The organism is Pseudomonas chlororaphis (assembly GCA_001023535.1).
Classification (GTDB): Bacteria; Pseudomonadota; Gammaproteobacteria; order Pseudomonadales; family Pseudomonadaceae; genus Aquipseudomonas; species Aquipseudomonas chlororaphis_E.
Genome location: CP011020.1, coordinates 6041781 through 6063721, shown reverse-complemented (window position 1 = coordinate 6063721; position 21941 = coordinate 6041781). Strand labels below are relative to the sequence as shown.

The 21941-nt window shown below is 53.9% G+C and carries 22 protein-coding genes; 10 read left to right on the top strand and 12 right to left on the bottom strand.

Annotated elements, in window-relative coordinates:
• Window positions 1–9 precede the first annotated feature (9 nt).
• The 3 genes from VM99_26515 to VM99_26505 form a co-directional block, all read right to left on the bottom strand.
• On the bottom strand, window positions 10–1062 hold the full coding sequence (locus tag VM99_26515; GenBank protein ID AKK01434.1) for a hypothetical protein: 1053 nt from the start codon (window positions 1060–1062) through the stop codon (window positions 10–12).
• A 310-nt stretch (window positions 1063–1372) separates the two neighbouring features.
• Window positions 1373–2785, bottom strand: a complete 1413-nt coding sequence (locus VM99_26510; GenBank protein AKK01433.1) for a helicase UvrD — start codon at window positions 2783–2785, stop codon at window positions 1373–1375.
• Window positions 2775–4505, bottom strand: coding sequence for a chromosome segregation protein SMC (locus VM99_26505; GenBank protein AKK01432.1), 1731 nt, complete (start codon window positions 4503–4505; stop codon window positions 2775–2777). Before VM99_26505 ends, VM99_26510 begins: the two co-directional genes overlap by 11 nt.
• 249 nt (window positions 4506–4754) lie before the next feature.
• Between VM99_26505 and VM99_26500 the strand changes: the two genes are divergently transcribed.
• Both VM99_26500 and VM99_26495 read left to right on the top strand, forming a co-directional pair.
• Window positions 4755–5069 (top strand): hypothetical protein, encoded by a 315-nt coding sequence (locus tag VM99_26500; protein ID AKK01431.1) that lies wholly within the window; start codon window positions 4755–4757, stop codon window positions 5067–5069.
• 221 nt (window positions 5070–5290) lie between these two features.
• Complete coding sequence (locus tag VM99_26495; GenBank protein ID AKK01430.1) at window positions 5291–6319, top strand: hypothetical protein; 1029 nt, start codon at window positions 5291–5293, stop codon at window positions 6317–6319.
• Window positions 6320–6339: 20 nt separating this feature from the next.
• Here the strand turns inward: VM99_26495 and VM99_26490 are convergent, their stop codons facing one another.
• Together VM99_26490 and VM99_26485 are read right to left on the bottom strand one after the other, a co-directional pair.
• Entirely contained in the window at window positions 6340–7506 is a 1167-nt protein-coding gene (locus VM99_26490) for an RNA-directed DNA polymerase (protein AKK01429.1), read from the bottom strand.
• Between the two features lie 162 nt (window positions 7507–7668).
• Complete coding sequence (locus tag VM99_26485; protein AKK01428.1) at window positions 7669–8928, bottom strand: hypothetical protein; 1260 nt, start codon at window positions 8926–8928, stop codon at window positions 7669–7671.
• Between the two features lie 312 nt (window positions 8929–9240).
• On the opposite strand from VM99_26485, the gene VM99_26480 reads away from it, so the two are divergent.
• Window positions 9241–10686 (top strand): hypothetical protein, encoded by a 1446-nt coding sequence (locus VM99_26480; protein AKK01875.1) that lies wholly within the window; start codon window positions 9241–9243, stop codon window positions 10684–10686.
• A 351-nt stretch (window positions 10687–11037) separates the two neighbouring features.
• Here VM99_26480 and VM99_26475 read toward each other — a convergent pair whose 3' ends face one another.
• Window positions 11038–11556, bottom strand: a complete 519-nt coding sequence (locus VM99_26475; protein AKK01427.1) for a hypothetical protein — start codon at window positions 11554–11556, stop codon at window positions 11038–11040.
• Window positions 11557–11676: 120 nt separating this feature from the next.
• Between VM99_26475 and VM99_26470 the strand changes: the two genes are divergently transcribed.
• The 5 genes from VM99_26470 to VM99_26450 all read left to right on the top strand — a co-directional run bounded on the left by VM99_26470 (window position 11677) and on the right by VM99_26450 (window position 14286).
• Entirely contained in the window at window positions 11677–11985 is a 309-nt protein-coding gene (locus VM99_26470; protein AKK01426.1) for a transcriptional regulator, read from the top strand.
• A 151-nt stretch (window positions 11986–12136) separates the two neighbouring features.
• Window positions 12137–12355, top strand: a complete 219-nt coding sequence (locus tag VM99_26465; protein ID AKK01425.1) for a hypothetical protein — start codon at window positions 12137–12139, stop codon at window positions 12353–12355.
• Window positions 12356–12863: 508 nt separating this feature from the next.
• Window positions 12864–13556, top strand: a complete 693-nt coding sequence (locus VM99_26460) for a methenyltetrahydrofolate cyclohydrolase (GenBank protein ID AKK01424.1) — start codon at window positions 12864–12866, stop codon at window positions 13554–13556.
• A 20-nt stretch (window positions 13557–13576) separates the two neighbouring features.
• Complete coding sequence (locus VM99_26455; protein ID AKK01874.1) at window positions 13577–13813, top strand: hypothetical protein; 237 nt, start codon at window positions 13577–13579, stop codon at window positions 13811–13813.
• Complete coding sequence (locus VM99_26450; protein AKK01423.1) at window positions 13810–14286, top strand: hypothetical protein; 477 nt, start codon at window positions 13810–13812, stop codon at window positions 14284–14286. The genes VM99_26455 and VM99_26450 overlap by 4 nt, the downstream gene beginning before the upstream one ends.
• A 189-nt stretch (window positions 14287–14475) precedes the next feature.
• Here VM99_26450 and VM99_26445 read toward each other — a convergent pair whose 3' ends face one another.
• The 4 genes from VM99_26445 to VM99_26430 all read right to left on the bottom strand — a co-directional run bounded on the left by VM99_26445 (window position 14476) and on the right by VM99_26430 (window position 16560).
• Window positions 14476–15084: a transposase gene (locus tag VM99_26445; GenBank protein ID AKK01422.1), complete on the bottom strand. Its 609-nt coding sequence runs from the start codon at window positions 15082–15084 to the stop codon at window positions 14476–14478.
• Between the two features lie 37 nt (window positions 15085–15121).
• A complete protein-coding gene (locus VM99_26440) occupies window positions 15122–15562 on the bottom strand; it encodes a transposase (GenBank protein AKK01421.1) in 441 nt (146 codons plus the stop codon).
• A gap of 35 nt (window positions 15563–15597) precedes the next feature.
• On the bottom strand, window positions 15598–15978 hold the full coding sequence (locus tag VM99_26435; GenBank protein ID AKK01420.1) for a transposase: 381 nt from the start codon (window positions 15976–15978) through the stop codon (window positions 15598–15600).
• A 279-nt stretch (window positions 15979–16257) separates the two neighbouring features.
• Window positions 16258–16560: a transposase gene (locus VM99_26430; protein ID AKK01419.1), complete on the bottom strand. Its 303-nt coding sequence runs from the start codon at window positions 16558–16560 to the stop codon at window positions 16258–16260.
• 607 nt (window positions 16561–17167) lie between these two features.
• On the opposite strand from VM99_26430, the gene VM99_26425 reads away from it, so the two are divergent.
• A complete protein-coding gene (locus VM99_26425; GenBank protein AKK01418.1) occupies window positions 17168–18298 on the top strand; it encodes a hypothetical protein in 1131 nt (376 codons plus the stop codon).
• 470 nt (window positions 18299–18768) lie between these two features.
• Here the strand turns inward: VM99_26425 and VM99_26420 are convergent, their stop codons facing one another.
• Window positions 18769–19887: a DNA-binding protein gene (locus VM99_26420; protein ID AKK01417.1), complete on the bottom strand. Its 1119-nt coding sequence runs from the start codon at window positions 19885–19887 to the stop codon at window positions 18769–18771.
• Entirely contained in the window at window positions 19880–20500 is a 621-nt protein-coding gene (locus VM99_26415; protein AKK01416.1) for a hypothetical protein, read from the bottom strand. Before VM99_26415 ends, VM99_26420 begins: the two co-directional genes overlap by 8 nt.
• Before the next feature lie 266 nt (window positions 20501–20766).
• On the opposite strand from VM99_26415, the gene VM99_26410 reads away from it, so the two are divergent.
• Window positions 20767–21933 (top strand): restriction endonuclease, encoded by a 1167-nt coding sequence (locus tag VM99_26410; GenBank protein ID AKK01873.1) that lies wholly within the window; start codon window positions 20767–20769, stop codon window positions 21931–21933.
• Window positions 21934–21941 lie beyond the last annotated feature (8 nt).

Sequence of the window (21941 nt, the reverse complement as noted above, 5' to 3'; positions counted from 1 at the left end):
AACCTCTGATTACAACGAGCTGACCTCTTGGTAGAACGTCTCGAAGGCTGGGTCAGTTGTTCTGAGGAGCTGCAGATTGATGCCATCTATCGAATTGGCGAGGTGTGCCATCAGTCCCCCGCGACGGCGCAGACGCATCGTTTCTTCGACTGAGCATCCAAGCCAGGTCTCGATCGCGGGATTGACGACAATAGGTGTCCAGTTGTCGGACTCGATGATGTTCTTAAGCATCAGCTCTGAGCCTTGAATGTCACCATCACTGTCCACCACAGCCAGCACCTTAACATCTGGGTTAGCTGCCAATACGCTGTTGGCAACATGCGGCACGGCCACTTTACCCAGAGCTGATATGAGCTGAATTTTCTTGGTGGCCCTAGCGCTCTTCAAAATCCGCTGCACCAGGTTGGCCAGCAGTTCACGGTCAAAGTCCCCTTCGCACACGATAACCAAATCTGGGGTGGTGGCAGGCTGATCTGCTGGGCTCAACAACGTTCCGGTCACTCGATCGTAATGCACTCGCTCGATGAGGACGGGCTCCGACGGGGAGGTTTTCACCTGTTCGGCGACAGTTGGGAAGAATGCCAGGCCTTCCTCAGCAGCTTTGCGAAGCTTGTCCTTGAGGATTTTCTTGAACCCCAGCTGCTGGATGATCGCCGCATCCATGTCCTCTTTTGTGAATAGGATCAGGTTGAGAGATTTGCCGGCGATGAGGGCGTCCACGGCGTCATCGGAGTAGCCAGACATCGAGATGAAAACGCCAACGGTACCCACCAGTTTGCCATCCACTTTGCCTTTGAACTGATAAAGCGTCGAGGCAGGGACGGGCAGGGCATGCCATTTGGCTTCCATCAGGAGGAAGCTACCGTCCAGGTAAAATGAGCCGTCGATTTGCTCACCGACAGACTTGTAACTGGAGCGGGGATCAAGTCCCTCAGATGCCAAGAGGCCCTTGAGAACCTTCTCGAAAGCGAACCCGCGAGCACGCTTTTCAGGGGCAGTAGCCTCCGGGGCAAGCTCAGAGAGTTCGACGTACCATTCACGGAAGTGTCGCTCCTGCGTCATATCGGAAATCCTTTTAGATGAACATTATGTGTCCACGCGTGGAATGGAAGCGGTGCGGTCTAGAGCGGACTTCATACCATGAAGCAGGGCGCAGATCACGCTCCAGTGATGCTGTCCGCTAGTAAACGTTATGTTCCTGGCTTGGGAGGGGGGGCTGGATAAATCGCTCCATATGCCGGCAAGAACCAGATTCTGCGCCACGGTAATGGTAGCAGCCCCAGCTCTTGGCCTTCTCCCGATAGACACTATCAAGCGCGGGGGGGCTCAGGTTCCAAGCCAGAAAAAAGCAGGCTCGCTCCCTTGCCTTATCTTATGCGCCGAGGAACCGGTTCTGGCTGCAGATGACGAGCCGTTTGGCACCCCGTGTCATTGCCACGTAGAGATTCCTGGCGTTCATGTTCTCTGGCTCCAAAATGACTGCGACGTCCGCTTCCAAACCCTTCAACAGCAACGTGCTGCCAACCGCCCGCCGGGTCAAAGGCCGACCTTGGAGGCGGTTGCGCTCTCGGATCTGAACGGCTGCTTCAAAGAATGTGTGGGTTCGGGACGCGGCCATCCTCAGTGCTGCAATGCAGCAGCGAAGAATTTCCGGGCGGTAAACGCGGCAGTCCTGCTGCTGAGAGAACCGTTGCAAAAGATCGATCACCCCCAGAAACGTCGGCTCGGCGAGGAAGCCCACGGCGACGGATTCTGCAACCGTAGGCGGGGTGCGGTGTCGGTTGTTTCGAATCGTCTCGACACGTGTGAGGAAAGGATTGATGCCGACGCCGGTCATCACAATACCCGCGAAATTCGTAATCTGGTTGAGGGCCCATGGCCCTGCAAGGTCGAAGTTCTGAGCGAAGGAGATGAGGTCTGGCAGGTCAACGGGTTCAACCGTGGTAGCGCCTGACATTTGGCTTGTTAGGCGTTGTCGGCCAACGGCGTTTCTTGAATCGCCGATGATGAGTGCGGTCTCCCCTTGGCGCAGAGGGGTCATGGCTGCGTTTCGCCGCTGCGTATCTGCAGTCGCGGCCTGGATCTGAATACACTGAACTTCGGGTGGGGCTGAAGTGAGATCTAACCGCTGGCCAGCTTCCAGAAGTTGTCTGACTTGCAGGAGCCAGTTGCCCAGATTCTCGGCGCCGGCGAGTCGCCAACGCCAGGGTGTGGCCAAAGCGCCAATGACGGGAAAGTCTCGGATCACCTCAGTGTGCCAATCAACCAACCTGTTTTGCGCGATGTCGAAAATGGACTGCATCGGATCGCCCAGCACGTACGTGGGCAAGGTAGCGGCCAGGCAGGTGACTATGGCGTGTTGCACCTGATTGCAGTCTTGGTACTCGTCGACCAACACATGGGAATAGCTTGATCGCAATACCTGATCAACATGCCTGGCCCTCAGTAGCGCCAGGGCTGCTGCGCGAATAGCCGGATAATCGTTTGCCCGGTTGGCGAGTTGCATGATTGCAGGGTCGTGCCCGCTCCTGGCAGGGAATCTGCCAATGAGCTTCAATGTGAAGCCATCCAGTGTGGCAACTCGGTACGAGCCCGAGGCGACTCGGGCACGGGCCATACGCGCGCGCAGTGCTGTGACCCCTGCGTTGGTATGGGTGAGGATCAAAACGGGTCTTGGGCCGATGTGCTGAGCCAATGTGTCTGCGATCAGCTGAGTTTTGCCACACCCGGCAGGAGCCGTTATGGAGCCTCCTGCGAAGTCGAACAACGCGATCTCAGGCGGCATGTACCCAGCCCCTGATCCGGTTGATGGTCGCTTGCAGATCGGGGCCAGAGGCCTGGAGCTCAGGGCCGATGATCGTTCTTGCGATAAGCTCGTAGGTGGTGACCGACTTGAACCAGCCATTTTTACGAATGCGCGACGCGAGACCCAATGACACCCTCGTGGGTGCGGCATAGGCCGTCCCTTGTGCGCGAAAGGCTTGAATAAGCTCAAGGCTCAGAGCGTTTTGCGATCGACCACGAATGTGGCTGTTTACCAGGTCGCGATCGCGCGCGTCGATGGCTATAGCGATCAGTCTGTCGATCGCAGTATCTGGCAAACTGATGAACAGTTCGTCCTCAAGGGCTCGACCCTGCCCCCAGGTTGCCGATTGTCCACCTGCTGCATGAAACGCGGCCTGGATTGCGGCAGTCGCGGGCTTGTCTGCGTCTACGATGACGAGCACTTGGTACCCGAGGCTCAGCAGTGCTGAGCCTCGCGTGTAACAGTTATCAGGGTCGCCGCCGTTGACGTTGACATAGGCGCCGCCGAGGGCCAGAAAAGAGATGTGACCCAAACCGCGCCAGTATTGATCCAGGCCACGCATGAGACCGACCTCGCTGGCTCCCTCACACACCACGACGCGCTTGGCCAGGAAGGCTTCAGGGTCAGTTCGTAGCGTGCTTTGTACGTCATTCGATATGCCGGCCTGGCGCACTACGTGATGGCCCTGCTGTGGTCGAACCACAAACAGTTGATGTCCTGACAGCTCTCGCAGAGCTACAGGCGAGTGCGTGGTCAAGAACACTTGCAGAGGCTCAGGGGAATTCTTGGCCCCCAAGGAGTCCATGAATCGAATCAACCGGTGTGGCTCAAGCCCAAACTCTACCTCGTCGACCAATGCGATTGATGCAGCTTGGGCTGCTTGGCGCTGGAGTCCAGCGATCAGCAGTCGAGAGGATCCGGTGCCCAATGATCGCAGTGGAATGCCTTGCTCATTATGCAAGGCAATGGCCCCGTCACCGATTGAGACGGCATGGGCATCGAGCAGGGCTTGGGCAAAGGCGCCCACCGGTACGCCAAGCTGAGTAGCCGTTTGGGTCACGATCTGAAGGGGCTGCTGGAGCTGCGCGCCGGCTTGCACCCCGAAGCCGTTGCGGGCGTCCCGTGCTGCCGCTGCCAACGCACCGCCCAAAGCCGGCCTCTCCTCTGTCAGTCTGTTGAGGATGGAGTTACGGCTCCATGAAAAGTTGGTGTTGGCATAGCTGCCTATGCGAGCTGGGGCAATCCGTGCCCGATCTTTCCAGGCAAGATTGCGCTCGATGCCTTGTTGGAGTGCCCGTTCTGAGTGAAGCTGCCAAACCGGCTCAAGATCACTCTCGACTTTGAGCTGTACGGTTAAGACCGTTTCAATGCCGAATCGCGGCTCGTCTTCCAACGCTCCATTAGCGGGGTCGTAGCCACGCAGGAAGTCACCATAGCTATCCAGGTTGATCAAGTCGTCAGGGAGGTCGCCCAAGGTCGCTGTAATCAGGATTGGGCGAATGACGTCTAGCCTGTAAAAGTCAGTGTCGCCGAACGGTGCACTGCGCCGCGCCCCCAGGCAAAGATCAATGGCATCGAGAATGCTGGATTTGCCGCTATCGCCAGGGCCAACCAAGCAATTAAAGCCCGGTGCGGGACACCAATCCAAGCGTTGGATGGAGCGGAAGTTCTCGATCTGAAGCCGACGAATTCTTGCCATGCGCTTATTCCCTGCGTACTGATCGCACTAATACCGTTGCGCTTTGATCATAGCCATCTTTCTGAAAAACGCTGGACTATGCCGCAGCTGCGAATCGACGAACTCAGGGCTTAGATCGCAGGTGATGAACCGGTGGTGATGAGAGCAACCGTTGGCCACTTAGGTCATAATGACACACTCTTTAAGCTCGCTGCCTCACGCTGTCCTACCCAAGCGTGCAGTGCCGTCTATGCCGTGTGAGCCGCCCCAATGACCTTGAACCTGAGCGAAGAGGAAATACGCAAAGCACTGTTCGGGAGCGCCGGCTCTGTTGCGTCGGAAGTAACCGAATCCCCTGCGGCGAAGCCTGTGCTGCGTAGTGTTGCCAAAGCTGCGCAGCGCAAATCATCGTCTCCTAGGCTTCGTGTAACGCTGAAAGTGACCAAGACGTTCGAAGGAGAGGAAGAGGTTTTTACGTTCGATGCCAACACGCTCAGCACGTTGATCGCAGAGCAAGAAGCGAAGAGCGCTGCCAAAAAGAAGCGTTACAAATACTCTGAGGTTGTCTCCATCGTGTCTGTGTGAGCACCGCTCCTGGATCGCACTGATTGAATCGTGGCGAACGTCGATTCAGTTGGGGCTGAAACTCTGAACAAATATGGAAGAGTTCCTGGCGCTGAGCCATCCGTGCCCCTTCGTCCTAGTTGGTAAACTCGTCTATCCCACCCGTGACGGATAACCGCGTGAAGCCTCGCCAAAAACCAATCTCTTGGGCTCTCCCTTTGGACTTTCCTCTGGACGACCTGATGGCCACGTCCGAATTGCTCAAGGAAGCAAATTTTCTGCTTCCTGGATATGTGGCCCCGGAAGTGGGCATCTACCAGCCGGCAGTCTATTTCCACAATCGGGATCTCGGGATCAAGACCGTGATACTCCCGGATCGCAACGTCGCATCCCGGTTGGCAAAGGTTGTTCAGGGCGGTCGCACGATTGATAACGACCAACTGAGAGCGTGCGCGGGCCTGCTCGGATTTGCGCACCTATTGGACATTGAGTTCGAGCCGAGTATCGCCTATCACGAACTCGCTCATGGCTGCGGCAACGAAAGTGCTGCGGAGGAGCTTGGCTGGTTCCGCATCGCGAACAATGCCTCTCCCCAGGACATGCTCAATGTGGCTTTGGGTTACTCAGACGGTGTCTCGCGCTCATACGTTGCCCAACAGGCGCATATCGGTGATATGGCTGCACCTCTCAAACGTTGGAACCGAAATTACATCGTTGCATTGAAAGTGCTGGAGCTGGATTACGCCAAGCTGCCCGCCTTGGAAAAGGCCTTGCGGCTGGTGGACTGGATGGCGAATGAAATGATCTTCGCCGGGCCCGCGATGATGCTCGCGGTCATCTATCTAGGGTCGAAGTCGCCAGGCCGTAAAAAGGTGTTCAAAAACAAGGGATCTGCCGACAGGTCTGCGGCAATCGACGGGGTGAAGAATGCCGCCTGGGACATCACTCATCTCAGTGATTTCGTACGGCGCATCAACGAATCGCTTTCTGAAAACAAGGTTCAGTACCTGTTCGCGACGTTTGATAATCACCTGAAACTCATGGCAACGCTGCTGGCTGAAATCGGGACTCAGGGAGCTAGCCGGGCAGTCATCGCGCGAGGTTTGTCCCAGTGGTGGGCACCGAAGGAGGCGGGGCTGATCGCGCAAGTCCTCATGGAGCAGGTCGAGCGGATCAACAGTGAACATCATGTTCCCAAGATGTCCGACGATCCCGATTTCATTCCAAAGATGATCGCCAAAGGCGAGCGAGCCATTATTGACTCGCTATAGGGCCCACTGCCACGGGTGTCTCATGGAAAGATGACGTGGTCGAGTTCGAGCTTTCGGCAGATGCCTTTCAGCTGTTTACCTTGTTTCTTGGCCCAATCTGCCTCGATGCTGAAGCCGTAGGCAATCTTCCCACTGACATGATTGATCAGCCCCTGGAGCGATTGAAACCCATGACGCTTGGCGTGGGCCATAGGGGCGATCTTGGGGTGGGACAGGTAGTAGAGGTGATCACTCACGTACTTCTTATAGGACTTGGAAAGCCGGGGCTCATCGCCGTCGACCAGCAGTCCCAGCACGATCTTGCGAGCCCCGGGCGGGACGATTTTCGTCTTCGCCTCGTTGAGCCAGAACCCCTCCTCAATCAGGCACTCGCCGATCAGCTTGATGTGTTGGATTGCCGCTTGCCGGTCGAACGCATTCTTCGACGAGAACACCAGATCGTCCGCGTACCGCGAGTACACCAGCTCATTGTCGCAGGCGTAGTCGTGCAGGCTTTCATCCAGAGACTGCATCACTAGGTTGGCGATCCTCGGGGACGTCGCGGCGCCTTGGGGGAGGTGGCCGATACGGGGATCTGCGGGGTAAGGCAGGCCTGCAGGAAGCTCCCTATTGCCGAACCTTCGATCAGGATTACCGCTTGCTCGGACGCGGGTGCAGAGCCGGGCAAGCTCGAATGCCACCAGCGGTTGGTACCCGAACGACCTGAAAAGCTCGTACACCCGAGGCTCCAGGATAGACTCGAAGAAGTTTGTGAGGTCGAGTTTTATCAGCCATTGAGCCCCGCAATGAAGCTCAGCTGCATCCAGCACACCGTGACGGTTGTCATAGGCATAGCTGGCTTCGTGGGGTTCAACCTTGGACAGAATGTGCGTATTTATCCAACGCTGAACTCGGAGCAATTCTTCGCTCGGTGCGCATATCCACCGGAAGCGATCCGCGCTATGACCTACGTTTGGCTTCCTGAGCTTGAAGACGTTGTACGCCTCCGTTCTGTAGGTTCGGCTGACCATCCGGTGCAGGAAGGAATGGGGAACGCCTGTCAGATGCGAGAGGTGATTCAGGGTGAGGATAGGCGGGCAGCCTTGCTTCACCTGCTTTGCCGTCTTCACAGCATTCTTGAGTACGTCCCCAGGCACGCCCGCTTTGCGGCCTGCCTTTAAATAGGGCTGAGAGCTCCAGCGACTCATCTACCTTTAAATTCCGCCCTGGCGGATGGCAGGCTTCTGGCGCCAGACTTCGATAGCGAACACCACGGAGCCTGCCGCCCTCCAGTAGGCGTGAGATCGTCCAACGGTAAGCATAGTTTGCTCCCAAAACGCCCCGCACAATGTGCGGGATACTAGATTCCGCTACAGCGGAGCCCTCAGCTGCGTTGGATAATAAGAGGCGAAGGGATCCGGGGCCACAAAATTCTTCCTCCCTTGACGACGGAGCAAGCGGATCGCCCTATGCCCCGCGAGGGTCAGCGCGCCCGATCGTGTGAGCCAGCCTCTGCTGACCGCGCGGTCTTTTGCACTGATGAGGACGTCCAACGACAATGGCAATACTCGACGAAGCTCTGCCAGTCGCCGCTTCCCTTGAGCATGGGCGAGCAGAATGATGAAGGCCGATTTGTTCTTGGTGTTTGATTTGCGAAAGCGGGGGGATTTTGAGATTTCTGGGATGTTCAGCTCATTGAGGGCATGGGAGATGACCTCGCTCATGTCGACTTCGGCTGTTCTCCAGAGGTTTTCCGTAACGCGCTTGGGGAACAGCGGCGTCCATTTTTTTGCCCCCCTGGATTTCCCTGAAACGAAAATCGCAGGCATGTTGTTCGGTGCCCCATGCTCGAATGCCAACAGCGCTGCGGTCTTTTTCCAGCCCAATGGATCCTTGCTGAAGGAACCATACTTTTTACAGAGCTCGATCATTTCGTCCTTACCCTCCCCGAAACTGTTGAACAGGGTCGGGCACTCGTTGACGATATGAACATTGGGAGAAAACCGGTGGCTGCAGACGTTTTGCACGCCTATGTCTGTGCCGCTGTAGGCCATGACCCAGAACTTGATAAATTTTCCTGAGTGCCAGCTTCGTATGGATGCAACGTTCCACATGGCATCGAGCAGCGTTCTTGCCCGGTCGCCACTGCCAATGAAATCGGTCAGGATGACAAAATTTCTGACTTTGGAATTTCTTACATTTTCGGCTGTAGGGTGAAGCAGGAATCGGCGGTCATTCTTGCGGCACAGTGTACTCGCAACATGCGCTGTGAGCGCTTCACTCCCAATATCTTGAGATGTGTATCGGAGCGATTTTATGGCCTGTATTGCGGCCCCATGCGCCCGTTTGTGCTTTTTCTTCGAAATTGGATTGAGAGTTTTTTTCTGCTTGTAGATGGGGGGTGGAAGCGTTGCTTTAGTGGACTGTAACTCTCGCTCTATGAAAAGAGCAGAAGGCTGCCTCAGTGGAAGCTTGGTTTTTATCAGTTTGATTAAGTTGTTTTTGAATTCGCTCAGTGTGCAGTAGAGAATTGAATCGACGAGCTGTTCAGCCAGTTCCAAATCCTTTGCGCAGTGGTCGAACTGGCTAAGCCAGAGCTTTGTCTCCTCTTGTTCTTTCAACTGATACACGCTAGTAGTCCTTTAGGTCTGCCCATAGGCAATGCATGTCTGAGGGGGCTCGCAATCCTAGCGGCATGATCGCCCTTGAGGGGGCTGGTAGCAACCAGTGTCCAGCGTGGTAGGCCTCACTCTTTATCCCACAGACGTGTGCCGGCGGTCAGGCAGTGCCAGGACATCGGGGAGCTTCTGTCGATTGGTGGAGTTGCCCCACGCCGACCGACATCAACAAGCCAGGCAGCATCGTCTGGAACCCTCCACTCTGGTTGCCAGCAGTCCAAATCGCATCTTAAAGTGACCGCCTGGTTCATCAAGGTCAGACACATGGAACAACCCACAAGGAGCTTGAACGAGCTCAAGATTGCGTTGGCAATCCTGCAACTGAGCGTGGAGGTTGGAGCGTCTCGCTCCCGTGTAATCAGCTCGACTGCACTCATTTTCTGCTGGAGAAATTGCCCTCCTGACACCTTGATCGAGGTGCTTCAGCCCCGCATTAAAGGGAAATATCCGCAGGCGATCTTTGAAGTGCTCACAGATAATATGGATGAGATCGACCTCGGCAGAGGCGCCGTCGATGCCGAGGCATTTCTAAGTGCCCGCGTCCCGTCCGTGGCTAGCGTACCGGCCACCATCAGACACCCCGTGTTCAAGCGAGCGATCAGCGATGCGGTTGTGTTTTCAGCAAAGATCGATCATTTAATCGCACGCCTGCAACGCCCAAAACCTGCACCTGACGGCGCTGTCATTCAGTCACGGAACACCTACTACAGTCGGGAGCCAGTGCCGCAAAACTACACGACTTATCCGATTTTCTACGGCACAGATCGGTTACTGGAGCCTGGACGCACCGTGAGGTTCGGCGGGTTTCGTAGCGATGACACGATCTCGCTCGGTATCGCCAATGTGTCCATCCCCGACATCCACAGAGAAGGAAATCTTGAGCGACCTTGGCTCTGGCCTACCCAATCCAAGGGAAGCCCCAACAAGCACATTGTTGTTCATGACAATGACGTCATGGCTCTGGAGGCGTGGCTAGCAAGCGCGAAGGGTTACCTGAGCAAACTGGAATTGGGTCATGATCCGTCCAGAAAAGAAGGTTTGCTGTTCATCCACGGGTACAACGTCAGCTTCGATGCCGCACTATGGCGAGCCGCGCAGCTCTGTCACGACCTCAAGTACCCAGGCATGATGCTTTGCTTCTCCTGGGCATCACTTGGTACGCCTGGCGCTTATCCGGCGGATGAGGCAACGGTAGATTGGTCAGCAGGAAATCTCAGGCAGTACCTGAGGCATGTGACGGAGGAGCTGGGTTTGTCAGCCTTGCATATCGTTGCCCACAGCATGGGCAATAGAGCGCTTTTGTCAGTGCTTGAGGGCTGGACGCACACACCCGGGACTACGCCCATCCACCAGGTCGTCCTGGCAGCTCCAGACGTGGACAGCAGCCGTATGAAGCAGCTTGGGAAAGTCTTCGATACCTACGAGCAAGTCACGCTTTACGCCTCCAGGCATGACAGGGCGATCGCTGTGTCCAGACTTGCGCACCGCTATCCTCGGGCAGGTGATGCCAACCCACCTCTGGTCATGCGCTACTTATCCACTGTAGACGTCTCTGCTGCCGGTAAAGACATGTTCGGCCTTGGCCATAGCTACATGGCTAACGTCTCCAAGGTATTTCGGGATCTGTTCTACATCGTCAGGCATCGCCACAAACCTGATCAGCGCGCCGGCATCCGAAAGAGGGAGGAAGGCTACTGGGAGCTCACCTAGTGTGAGCGTCGATCACCCGTCTGAGACTTGAATTCCTCGGCATGGCGGAGCAGGGCGTCGGCATCATTTCGATTGAGATCAAAGACAACCATGTTGATTTCGGGGCCTGGATGAGTAGGGGGTCAAACGGTGAACCCGTGACTGAGCCTTTCGAGTTCAGCCTTCACAAATTCGTATCCTGCTTCACTGTGAGCCGCTTGCAATCGTGAGCACTTAACGACACCAACCATCGGCTGATTTAGCCAATGGTCGGCTTTCGTTTTGTTGCCAAATACGAATTCGGCTTGCTGTTTGATCAACTCGACATACTTCATTTCTGGCTCTCAGGAGGCCGTCGGCAGCCGCTCGAATTTAGCGAGCAGACGAGGTCGATGCTGGCGTCTTTGCGCAATATTCGCGAAACGACTTGATACCACGCTGGATAATCAGCATAGGTTTGATCATGAACTTGTAGCTGAACCACAAATTCAATGCGATCCACGAAAGCTGGTAAATCGAACCTTGAAAGCGTCCTGGGTTTGCGCTGTTTTCCCAGAGAAGATGCGCTACGAAGAGCGTGAAAATGCCGACCATCAGGGGGGCAAGACTCAAACGCCCTAAAGACAGCGCAATAAAGGGAATATTCACAACCGAACGAACAGGCTCTCCCTCAACCTGAATGGCCCAGATTCTGCTGACCTTGTCTTTTCCGTACTGGGATATCGCTCGAACCCTATCACCCGCCTTCACATGCGCATCCAGCACATCCGGGATTTCCAGCGCTTCGAGTTTCTTGCCGTCGATTTTCCAGTAGTGGTAGCTGACCATGTTGCCCCCGAAGCCACGCGATTTTTCGTCGAGTCGCCCGTCTACGATCTGCATTTCCTTCATGTTGATCCCTGTCCTTGCGTTTGGAGTGATGGCAAAAGGATATTTCTGGCCAATACTAAGGAATACTTAGTATCCGCTCAAGGAGAATCTAAGAATCTCTTAGCCTTTCGGCGATGAGAAATGACGACGTTCAGCAAGCGCTTGAAAAAGGCGCGCAAGGCAAGAGGGATCTCTCAGGAGCGTTTGGGAATAGATGCCGGGATTGAGCCGGCGTCAGCGTCGGCAAGGATGAATCAGTACGAGAAGGGGATTCATCAGCCAGGTGAAAGCATCGTGAAGCAGATCGCTGCCGTCCTGAATCTTCCAACGGCGTACTTTTACTGTGAGGACGATGAGACGGCGCATCTGCTGCAGTGCTTTCATTTGTTGAAAGCGAAGGATCGAAAGGATGTCGTTGATCTAGTTGAGAACCTCGCCTTTAGGAACTGATATCTGGATCGGATAAAGATTTTGTGGTCGCTTTGCCCCAACGCTGGGGAGCAAGCAGAACCCCTTGCTTTCGGTCTGCCATTTTTCGGCGATCCCGCTGCCGCCAGCCTGGTCTATGATCTGCTCCTAACCGCTGACTGGAGTAACCCTGTTGAATCGAAATAAGACGGTGTCACTGGCGGAGGATGAGGGGCTGCAATCGGTGATTAATAACGCGCAAAAGCATGCTGAAGCTGGCTATCCAGACTTCACGGACACCGATCCTGCGGCATTCGACGCGGACTTTGTTATTAACAAAGAGCGAGAGGGGATGAGTGTCGCTCAGGCGCTTGAGGCGTTGGTCGCACTTAAGCGCAGTCGCAGGTCATGAGCTTTACCCTCTACTTCAGCTGTAGCAGCTTACAAATGATACGTCGTGCCGCTGTTTGAAGATCACTCTGATCCGCGAAAACGTTTACTCGCTTGCGCTGTGGTCTGAGGCCCGAATGGTAGCCATACGACATAAGTACGAGCGGTTAATATCAAAGGTAGGAGCGTGACGTGTGATTGCTAGCATTACTGCATATGCCCGACAGAAGCGACGGCAGAGGATACCGACCATTTGCAACGCGCTGGCTTTGTCGTACTGGCTGAGAATTCTGGAGCCTGAAACTTAATTAGAGCGGCATCGCCTGATCACAGTCGCATTGGCGATATTGAGTATGTTCGGTGCTCAGATGCACTTCGTTACCTTCGTTTGACCCTTCAATCGCCAGTTAGAGCATCTTGTGATTCAGGAGTTGTGTCGCCGTTAAAACGGTGGGCAGCGGATCTGAAAACTTGCCAAGTCTACATGTTGTGCTTTAATCCATTAAAACACACATCATGTGGTGCTTTCCATGAACCGATCGGGTATTCAACAAGAAGTCGCTTGGTTGCATCGGGAAATTTGGAAGCAAAAGGAAATGCTGTGGCCCGAGCGACAGCTCATGCCCCTACAAATGCTGGAACCCGACGCTGCAGCGTACCTGCTTGATGTTGAATACTTGACGCTTCCAAATCTGGGCTCCGCCAGATTCATGCGCTCTGGCCAAGGCCCAGGGATCGCAGGACTCATCGATCGCCAAGCTAACAAGATTGCCATTTCGATGGCCTACCCTGAGGAGGTTCAGCGTTTCACTGGCGCTCACGAAGTGGGGCACTTCATGCTTCACCAGGGCCAAATCATGCACCGTGATCGTCCATTGGACGGCTCTGCCAATGCGGGTCATAGATCAGATATTGAACGCGAAGCGGATTATTTCGCGGCAAGCTTTCTCATGCCGCCGAACCTTCTGACGGCACATTTTGAAGCGCAGTTTGGATGCAAAGGCGCGTTCAAGTTTACCGAAACGATGTCCTTTCACCTGAACCACAACGATCCTGATTCCTTGCAATATGCCTCGCAGGGCTCTCTGGATCGCGAGTTTGCCTTGGCTCGCTGTGAAAACTTTGGCAGCCGAAGAATGACTTCCCTGGCTAAACAATTTCGGGTTTCGGACAGCGCGATGGCACTTCGGATCAAAGAATTGGGGCTGGTGTTGTGGCCATGACATCCAACTGGGAGAGCGGCATGAATATTCCCGAACAACACACCATTCAATGCCCTCAATGCGGTGGTATTGAATTCGAGCAGCCGCAGGTTTTGAACGACGGTGATTGGGTCACCTGCGTGACTTGCGCGCAGTCTTTTCCACTGGATGACATCCGCCAGGTGGGACTCGACCAGGCGATGGCGGTCGTGATTCCCGAAATCAAAGCTGAGGTTGAAAAAATGCTGGAAGGTCTGTTCAAGGGCAAGTTCAAATGACTTTGTATGAGACGTTGACGCTATTGGCGTCTCTCCTCGCTCTCGTGGTGTCCACAGTGTCTTTGGTTCGCGGTCGTAAATTGGGACAGGTGCAGGAAGATCTGGCCAAGATCACCTCAGAGCTCGCCCTGCGACAGATCGATTCACTCGAAATCGCCAAGCTGGAGAAAGCGGTTCCGCAACTGGGTGTGCATATCACGAGCTTGACCAAAACAAGCTATTTCATCATCACGAACACGGGGCAGGGGAGCGCTTTCGATGTTGATCTGGAATTGATCGACTGTCCCGATAATCCGTTGGTCACGGCGCGTGATCTCTTGCCATGTCCCGAGCTCAAGCCTCGTAGCACTGTGAAACTCTTGGCGAGCTTTCATCTGTCGAGCCCGCTTCGGTACCAGATCAAGTTGAGATGGACGACGGAGAATGGGGGAGGGGAATCCGAGGTTTTTTGGGTTTCTCAGCATAGCGTTTGAACTCGGTCATGCCAGAGGCCTCCTTAGGGAATTAATTTTTCATAGATGTGTAAAATCCAGCCGATTGTTTGAAATTTACACCCTTATGAATGGTGGTGTGCAGCGTAACTTTTTGATTTATGAAGGGATTATATTTCCATCTTCGCGATGAGGAATGTCAATGACGCAGGAAGAGGTAGATAGGTTGTTTCACGCCGCCAGTTTCTCCATAGCTACCGGCGACCGATAGTCGTTGTAGCTATGGAGCCTGACGTTGTTGTAACGCATCACATAACGCTGCACATCCACGCGGGCTTCATGCTCCGAGCTGTAGCCATCTTCTGGCACCCACTCTGATTTCAGGCTCCCAAAGAAACGCTCCATCGGGGCGTTGTCCCAGCACTCACCTTTGCGACTCATGCTTTGCAGGAGTCCATGCTTGCGCATCTCATTCCTGAATTTGTGGCTGGTGTATTGGCAACCTTGATCAGAATGAAACAGCACCTCTTTTGGACGGCCTCGCAATTGCACCGCCATCCGCAACGCTTCGCAGGTCAGCGTGGCATCGGAAATCATTGAAAACGACCACCCCACGATCCTGCGAGCAAACAAATCCAGTACTGCCGCGAAGTACATCCAGCGCTTACCCACCTTGATGTACGTCACATCACCACACCACACCTGATTGATCGCCGTGACATCAAACTTGCGCTTGAGCACGTGCGGCGCCACCAGGGCTTCCACGCCGGAAGATTTGTACTTGTGCCGCCGCCGCTGATGACTGGCAACACCGGCTTCGCGCATCAAGCTGCGAGCCATATGTCGCCCGACGCGATGCCCCTTTGCTTGCAACTCCTTAGGCTCTGTACGAAAAGAGATGTCGCAAACACCGCATGGAGCATGCGAGTGAGACCATGGCGGCATAACTTTTTGCGAGCTTGTCGAAGCGTGTCGCGATCCGACGGTTCTCTTTCAGCCAGCCAAACATGCGCTCGATGATGTTGCGCTGTCGGTACTTGGGCCGATCAAACAGTCTGGGTAAACCAGGCTTGGGCTTGCGCTTCATTGAGCGCAGCGGGATGACGGGCTGCATTCGATATTGGTCGCAGTAGCGGCGCAGCGCTTCGGCATCATAGCCCTTGTCGGCGAGCAGCCATTTACAGCGCTTGCGCGGACGGCCACGTTGGCTCGATGGAATGCTGACCTCGTCCAACAGTGGTTGTGCGTAGCTGATGTCACTGGCTTGACCGCCAGAGAGGAGGAAGCGCAACGGTGTTCCGTTGGCGTCGCAAAGCATGTGGATTTTGGTTGTCAGGCCGCCGCGACTACGGCCTAGAGCGTGATCGGCAGGCTCGTCAGCCCCCCTTTTTTCCCGGCGCCAGATGAGGCCCGGGTTGCGCGCACTGCTGTTGAGTCGATCATCCAGGTTTGCAGATCGATCAAGCCCTGCTCATTCAATCTCAGGTGCAAGCGTTTGAGCATCTGTTCGAACGTTCCCTGATTTCGCCAGCCCCGAAACCGTTGATACACCGTTGACCATGGGCCGAAGCGCTCAGGCATATCTCGCCATGCAGCACCCGAACAGAGCACCCATAGCACGCCGTCAAGCATCAGTCGGTCGCTCAGTCGAGGCCGCCCCCGGCCATGAGTTTCGATGAAGAGATCGGAGACCACATCCCAGGCCTCATCCGAGAGTTCATAACGCTTTGCCATCACAGAATTCCTTTCCGCTGATGGCGGGTGACTCTACAAAATCTCAGCGTGCAAGGAGCGCCAATTGGGTTTCTCGGGATTTCGTACAGAGCCTAGAAAGGGTGCGAGACCCTGCGGACGCTCTGGATTCCTTGTGATGTTCGACCAGCACGGCTTTAAGTTTCTCCCGCTCAGGCTTCACCTTGCCTTGGCGCTGACGCCAGGCGTAAAAGCTGCTGCGGTTGACTCCAAACGCCCGACAGCAATTGTTAACGCCGTACTGCTCGTCCAGCTCATTGATCAACGAGAATGATCTTTGGAGTCCAAAAGCAGGAGAGCACTGGCCTTTTTTAGGATTTCAATGTCCAGGTCTTTTTGCCTGAGCAACGTTTTGAGCTGCTGGATCTCTCGCTGATCGGCGGTAATCGCCTTGGCCCCTTCCGGGGTCGAACCCAAGCGCTCTTTGCGAACCTGGTCGACCCAACGGCGCAAGGCAGTAGGGCCAATATCCAGAGTGGCACAGACCTCAGGAACTGACTGGCCTTCGTCCAGCACCATACTGGCAGCTTTGAGCTTGAACTCACTGGAATAAGATTTACGCATAGCCAAACACCTCAGATTTGGGCGCCATCATAGCGCCCGATTGAAGTGTCCAAAATCATTAGGCCAGTTCAAAATGCCACCCACCCGTGGTGCTTCCTGGATGGGGGAAATTGATGGCGGCTTTGCCTGTTATGTAGTGCTTGCGCGCGACACGTTTGAGGTCAAGGTCGAAGAGCGGCTGGGCCATGTAATTAATATCCGAAAATGAGATTGGGTACTTCATAGGCGTGACAATAGCTCTTCTAAAACGCTCTCAAAACGTGCTCAAGCGTCTGATGTTGGGCCGCTGACGCTGCTAGTGGTGCAGTCACCTGCGGTACTGGCACGGGCTGTCGAAGAAAGGTCTCCACATCTCTACTTCGGTCAAATCTGTGTTCTTGGAGTTTCGCGTGGGGGATCTGCTGCTGGTCTGATTTCACCTGTCGGACGCAGTCGAAATCGCAGCCCTGTGGACGATCTGTGCATTCTTTGAAGGTCTAGGAGGCCAAAATTGTAACAAGTCAGAAGATTGGTGCAAAAAAAGGCTTCCGCACCAGTGCTAAAATACTATCTTAATCACTTTGTGCCATTACGGTGTTTCGTTGAATTTCGTTGTCTTGAGGATTTCATGGACGAAAATTTTGAATATGATGCGATATTGATCGACACATCGATCTTTGATGCCAATGGTCTCAGGCTGGAAAAAGGGTTGCTGAGCAAACTTAGCCAGTTCAAAAGAAGCCCAATTGAGATTATATTTCCCGACGTGATACGGGGGGAAGTGAAGGCTCACTTGGCGAAAAAAATCAAAGAATCTAGAAGCGCATTAGAAAAAGCGATCAATGATGCTGGCGATCATCTGTTCTTGAAGGAGGACAGGCTGGCGAAAGCAAAAGAACTGATCGCAGAAAGCCTTGATGTTGATGCGCTGGCGGAGACGCGAATTGCAGATTTTATTGAAGCGGTTGGTGGTACAGATTTTGAGTGTGGGAAAAATTTAGAAATCTCAGCGCTACTTGAGAAGTATTTCAAAAATCTTGCACCATTTGCCGAGAGTGGAAAGAAAAAAAATGAATTCCCAGACGCTATAACGCTGCTTGCTGTTGATAATTGGGCTGCTGCCAATAATAAGCGCGTACTGGCGATTTCACAGGATGGGGATTGGAAAGCCTACTGTGAGGCCTCTAAGTATATGGAGTGCAGTGAGAGCCTTTCTGATGTGCTCACAGCCTACAACAAAGCGAATCCCGTGTACGGACTGATTGGCAAGCTAGAGAATGCCATCGAAGCCAATGCCGCTCAAGATTTTATCAAGGAAGTGGAGAGTAGGCTCGACTCTGTCCTAGATGATTTCACTCCCAATCAAGACGCTGACTCTGCTTTCTATTGGGAGCCTGAAGGATGCTCTGGCCGTTTCAATCGATTTGAACTATCTACTCCGCAGCTCCGCCTTATTGAGCACGGAAATGGTTTTATAGTTTTGGAGTTGGATGCTGAAATTACAGTAGATGTAGAAGGGGAGTTCTCCCTCTCTGTTCATGATTCCATAGATGGTGACAATGTGCCCATTGACTCATGTACAGTAGAGGTTGAGGAAACCTTTAATTCGAAAATATTGGTGACTTTGGCTGCTGAGTTCGGAGATGGGTCTGAAAACCTGGAGATCAGTGATTTGGAAGTGGAAGATGTCGAGGTTGTGAGCGTCCCCAAAACGATCCACTTTGGTACGTTGGAACCGTTTCAGGACGAATACGAGTGATTATCCGCTGAGTAGAATTGGAGACCCCCATGCCAGTCCGGCGTTAGGGGTTCTCCAGCGCATTCAAGCTGTAGAAAAAGCAAATGGGGAAGTTGAATGCCAACACTCGGAGTATCTAGGGAGTGAGGATGGACATCAGCACTGCTAGGACGCTGACTCTTTAGGAACGGCCTGGTTCACGACTGTCGACACATTGCGGCGCGTCCAACATCTGATCCTGTGACTCACGAGGCTCTAAGCATCCGCTCAAGCGTTTGATGTTCCCTCGTCGGCAGCAGCGCTATTGGATCAGGCCACGCCGGACTCCCGATCAAGATAGGAAAGGAAATGCCATCCACCGGTGGTGCTTCTGGGATTTGGAAAGTTGATGGGGGCTTTGCCTGTTATCTGGTTTTCTCGGGAGACGCGTTTGAGGTCAAAGTCGAAGAGTGGCTTGTTCATGGGCAAGCTTGCCTCCACGGTTAGCTTTGTTAAGCCAGGCGTTGGGCGCTGTTCACTAACCGTAAAGGGGCGATAGGTACGTTCAACATGAACTGATTCTTCACCATCTCCGTGCTCAAGCCGGCAGCAGCGAGCACGCGATTCCACGTCGCGTAGTCCAGTAAGTCGATTGCGCGCTGAACGAGGAGGGGGGACTCCATCGGAATCAACTCGTCAAACTCTTCGCTTTTTGTAAACCCTTTACGCGCTAGGTAGGTAAAGCCACTCTTCGCTTGATCGGCAGTTAGCAGATCCAATGCACGAGCCCGATAGATTAATGCCTTGAAGCTCACCTTCCAGCGAAGCTTTAGCTCCTTGAGCGCTGGCCAGTTCAGGTACTTCCCTCTCATGGTCGGAAACTCCGCAGCGAAGCTTGCTCGTGGCATCAGGAGTGCGCTGGCGAACTGGTTGGCTTGTTCCTCAGTCTCACGACACCCTGTCTCGATTCCTTGGTGCATGACTAGATGGCCTAGCTCATGGGCCAAGTCAAACCGTTGCCTTCCAGGGTTGGCCTTGGATGTATTGCGAACGATTAAAGGACGCTTGTTAAAAAGAGAAAAAGCATCAATTCGGTCATCAGCGTCTGCGAGGTTGACCACCAGAACGCCAATCTTCTCTGCGAGCTTTGTCACACTTGATAGCGGGCCTAAGCCTAATCCTTGTTCCCTGCGAAATCGCTCTGCTACCAATTCAATCTTCCCTGCACCGGAGACAGGTTCATCAAGCGCAGCGAAGTCCATGACAGGAAATGCGACCTCTTTGTCCAGCTCATCAACCAGCAACTCGAACATTTCAACTTGAGCGGCGATGGTTTTTTTGAGAGTAAGGGTCGAAGTTCGAACGCTCCGGAAATGGCATTGCTCTAGCTCGACGCCACTTTTTCGGGGGGCAAAGAAAAAGCTTTCCCTAACACTAAGGACTTCGCAAAGCCGCTCCAGTTGATTAGGGGAGGGTATCGCGTTGACCTCAAGTTTGTGCGCGTACTGCCTGGTAACGCCAAGTAGCTCACCAATCTCAGCAAGGGATCGCCCCGCCGCACACCTAGCGAGGCGGAGCTTGTCGGGCGAAAATTCATCACCCAGAGGCAGGAAGCCTGTCGTGTTATTCATCTTTCGAGTCAGTATCTTTCATTTCAGTCTGTGCGACGTCTTTGTCGCGACGGGTTGGCAGCGAGTCAACAATCTCTACGACCGGCGACAGCGTGGTCGTGCGAACCGAGACCAAAGGCTCGTAGTTGTGAACCCATTTGCAGATCACGTTCCGGTTCGTGTCGAAACCCAGGATCGAAACTGTCAGGGTCGGCCCATCTGGGTTGCGGTCACTGTCTACGTATACCCGCCAGGTGAGGTTTCCATCGTTGGCTGGCCCGAGAAGGCTGTCGTGATATCGCTCAACTTGGTTTTTTTGTAAGCGGTGCCCTTTCTTACGAAGATCAGGGTCATCAGTCACGAACTGCATCAAAACTCCATCGACGCTGACCGTGTAATCCAAAGTTTTGTTGACTAGACGAAACCAAGGGAGGTCACCCTCACGTTGGAGGCGTATGAAGCGACCATGGATGCGTCCATAAGGAAACACCCCTCGCGTCCAATTGGTGTCATCGTCTGTTGAAGTAGCCTCTAGTGCCTTATACGCAGCGTCCAAGAGGTTGTTGAAAACGACATCGAGATGGGCTCGGCTGAGCTTTGGCTCAAGCTCGCTTGGATGCTGGAATTCTGGCATTTGACTCTCCGAAAAGCGTGCAAATTCTAAGTAGTGTCAACCGGCATTTTTGTGCATTTTTTATCGATTGTCAACCAGCTGGGTGTAGGCGTTACTGTGATCGCTCTGCTCGTGATTGGGCGCGTTTATCAGTACAGTCAGGACTTGATTGAGGGCGACTCGGTCACTCTGGATAGTCCCGATGGACGAGCTGATGGCACTGAGCTATGTTCGCTTGCAAGATTAAGCGCGAGACCGCGCGATGGCTCAGGAAAGGAATCGGCGCGATGATTTACCAATGCAGTGGATGCAATAGGGCTACCTTCGAGACAGCGTGCCCATGGTGCATGGGCTCCCAGGTGTCGCCATCATCAGAGATCACGTTGCGCCACCTTACACCACTGGATCCTTCCTTTTATCCCGATTTTCAATACAGATCCAAAGGCTTGATTCAAGACTTTTTCGGGAAGAAGAAAGAGCAAGCCCAGCTCAACGATCTTCTGAACAACGTATTGAGAAAATACTCCGAGCTAAAGCAGCCGTACTTCACGAACTTCATTCACACCACCCGTGAACGCGCAGGTAGCAGCGATGACGCAGGCGTACCCGGCCCACGGTTGGATGGTGTGTACAGCGAGAGGGAATTGTTCAGGGAAGTCTTGATTCGCAAAGGCTTTGACGAGCTTGAAGGGCTTCCATCTCTTCTGGACAAGCTGTTACAGACCACCGCCTTCAACTCTGCCTACCTGGGCTTCTCCAGAGAGTTGACGCGACACATTCGAACTGAACTTGCCGACACCTTACGTTCTTGGATTGAAGAGGCAGGAACGACCTTCAGGTCTGACTTGGCCTTGTTCTATTACTACCTGTGGGAAAATGACGTAGCTTTCCCCAATGTTCAATTCAATCCCCAGGCGGCTTCGACATCTGGTGTGCCACTCCTCCCGCTACCGGTTTTTCGGAATGGCCTGAGCCTGTGCGAAGAGATTTATTTCGATATTCTCGTCGAGCGGCTGGGATCTCAGCTAGAGCATTTTAATCCGAATCAGTTCATCACTATGTACCTGGTGGATGCCATGGATGGGTTTCAGTTTGAAGCCTTCTTGGTTGAGATCTTCCAGACCATTGGCTATGACGTCAAAGAGACCAAGAAGACGGCTGATCAAGGCGCCGACCTTTTCGTTACCCGATTCGGTAAAAACATGGTCATCCAGGCTAAGAACTACTCTAGCTCTGTAGGAAACGCGGCTGTGCAGCAAGCCATCTCTGCTAAAGCGTTCTACGGGTGCGACGAGGCTATGGTGGTCACGAACTCCTATTACACAAAGTCTGCAAAAGAATTGGCCGGCACGGCGGGCGTGCGGCTGATCGACCGGGATGGGCTTCAGAGTTATCTGGATGATTACAACCAGAAGCTCATTGAGGCCTTCCAGGCCGAGGAAGAAAGCGCCTAATCTTTTCC

What these genes read in the sequence shown, in the direction of transcription:
- VM99_26515 (AKK01434.1), bottom strand. Translation starts at nt 1,062, where the DNA reads ATGACGCAGGAGCGACACTTCCGTGAATGGTACGTCGAACTCTCTGAG.
- VM99_26510 (AKK01433.1), bottom strand. Translation starts at nt 2,785, where the DNA reads ATGCCGCCTGAGATCGCGTTGTTCGACTTCGCAGGAGGCTCCATAACG.
- VM99_26505 (AKK01432.1), bottom strand. Translation starts at nt 4,505, where the DNA reads ATGGCAAGAATTCGTCGGCTTCAGATCGAGAACTTCCGCTCCATCCAA.
- VM99_26500 (AKK01431.1), top strand. Translation starts at nt 4,755, where the DNA reads ATGACCTTGAACCTGAGCGAAGAGGAAATACGCAAAGCACTGTTCGGG.
- VM99_26495 (AKK01430.1), top strand. Translation starts at nt 5,291, where the DNA reads ATGGCCACGTCCGAATTGCTCAAGGAAGCAAATTTTCTGCTTCCTGGA.
- VM99_26490 (AKK01429.1), bottom strand. Translation starts at nt 7,506, where the DNA reads ATGAGTCGCTGGAGCTCTCAGCCCTATTTAAAGGCAGGCCGCAAAGCG.
- VM99_26480 (AKK01875.1), top strand. Translation starts at nt 9,241, where the DNA reads ATGGAACAACCCACAAGGAGCTTGAACGAGCTCAAGATTGCGTTGGCA.
- VM99_26475 (AKK01427.1), bottom strand. Translation starts at nt 11,556, where the DNA reads ATGAAGGAAATGCAGATCGTAGACGGGCGACTCGACGAAAAATCGCGT.
- VM99_26470 (AKK01426.1), top strand. Translation starts at nt 11,677, where the DNA reads ATGACGACGTTCAGCAAGCGCTTGAAAAAGGCGCGCAAGGCAAGAGGG.
- VM99_26460 (AKK01424.1), top strand. Translation starts at nt 12,864, where the DNA reads ATGAACCGATCGGGTATTCAACAAGAAGTCGCTTGGTTGCATCGGGAA.
- VM99_26455 (AKK01874.1), top strand. Translation starts at nt 13,577, where the DNA reads ATGAATATTCCCGAACAACACACCATTCAATGCCCTCAATGCGGTGGT.
- VM99_26450 (AKK01423.1), top strand. Translation starts at nt 13,810, where the DNA reads ATGACTTTGTATGAGACGTTGACGCTATTGGCGTCTCTCCTCGCTCTC.
- VM99_26445 (AKK01422.1), bottom strand. Translation starts at nt 15,084, where the DNA reads ATGGCTCGCAGCTTGATGCGCGAAGCCGGTGTTGCCAGTCATCAGCGG.
- VM99_26440 (AKK01421.1), bottom strand. Translation starts at nt 15,562, where the DNA reads ATGCTTTGCGACGCCAACGGAACACCGTTGCGCTTCCTCCTCTCTGGC.
- VM99_26435 (AKK01420.1), bottom strand. Translation starts at nt 15,978, where the DNA reads ATGGCAAAGCGTTATGAACTCTCGGATGAGGCCTGGGATGTGGTCTCC.
- VM99_26430 (AKK01419.1), bottom strand. Translation starts at nt 16,560, where the DNA reads ATGCGTAAATCTTATTCCAGTGAGTTCAAGCTCAAAGCTGCCAGTATG.
- VM99_26425 (AKK01418.1), top strand. Translation starts at nt 17,168, where the DNA reads ATGGACGAAAATTTTGAATATGATGCGATATTGATCGACACATCGATC.
- VM99_26420 (AKK01417.1), bottom strand. Translation starts at nt 19,887, where the DNA reads ATGAATAACACGACAGGCTTCCTGCCTCTGGGTGATGAATTTTCGCCC.
- VM99_26415 (AKK01416.1), bottom strand. Translation starts at nt 20,500, where the DNA reads ATGCCAGAATTCCAGCATCCAAGCGAGCTTGAGCCAAAGCTCAGCCGA.
- VM99_26410 (AKK01873.1), top strand. Translation starts at nt 20,767, where the DNA reads ATGATTTACCAATGCAGTGGATGCAATAGGGCTACCTTCGAGACAGCG.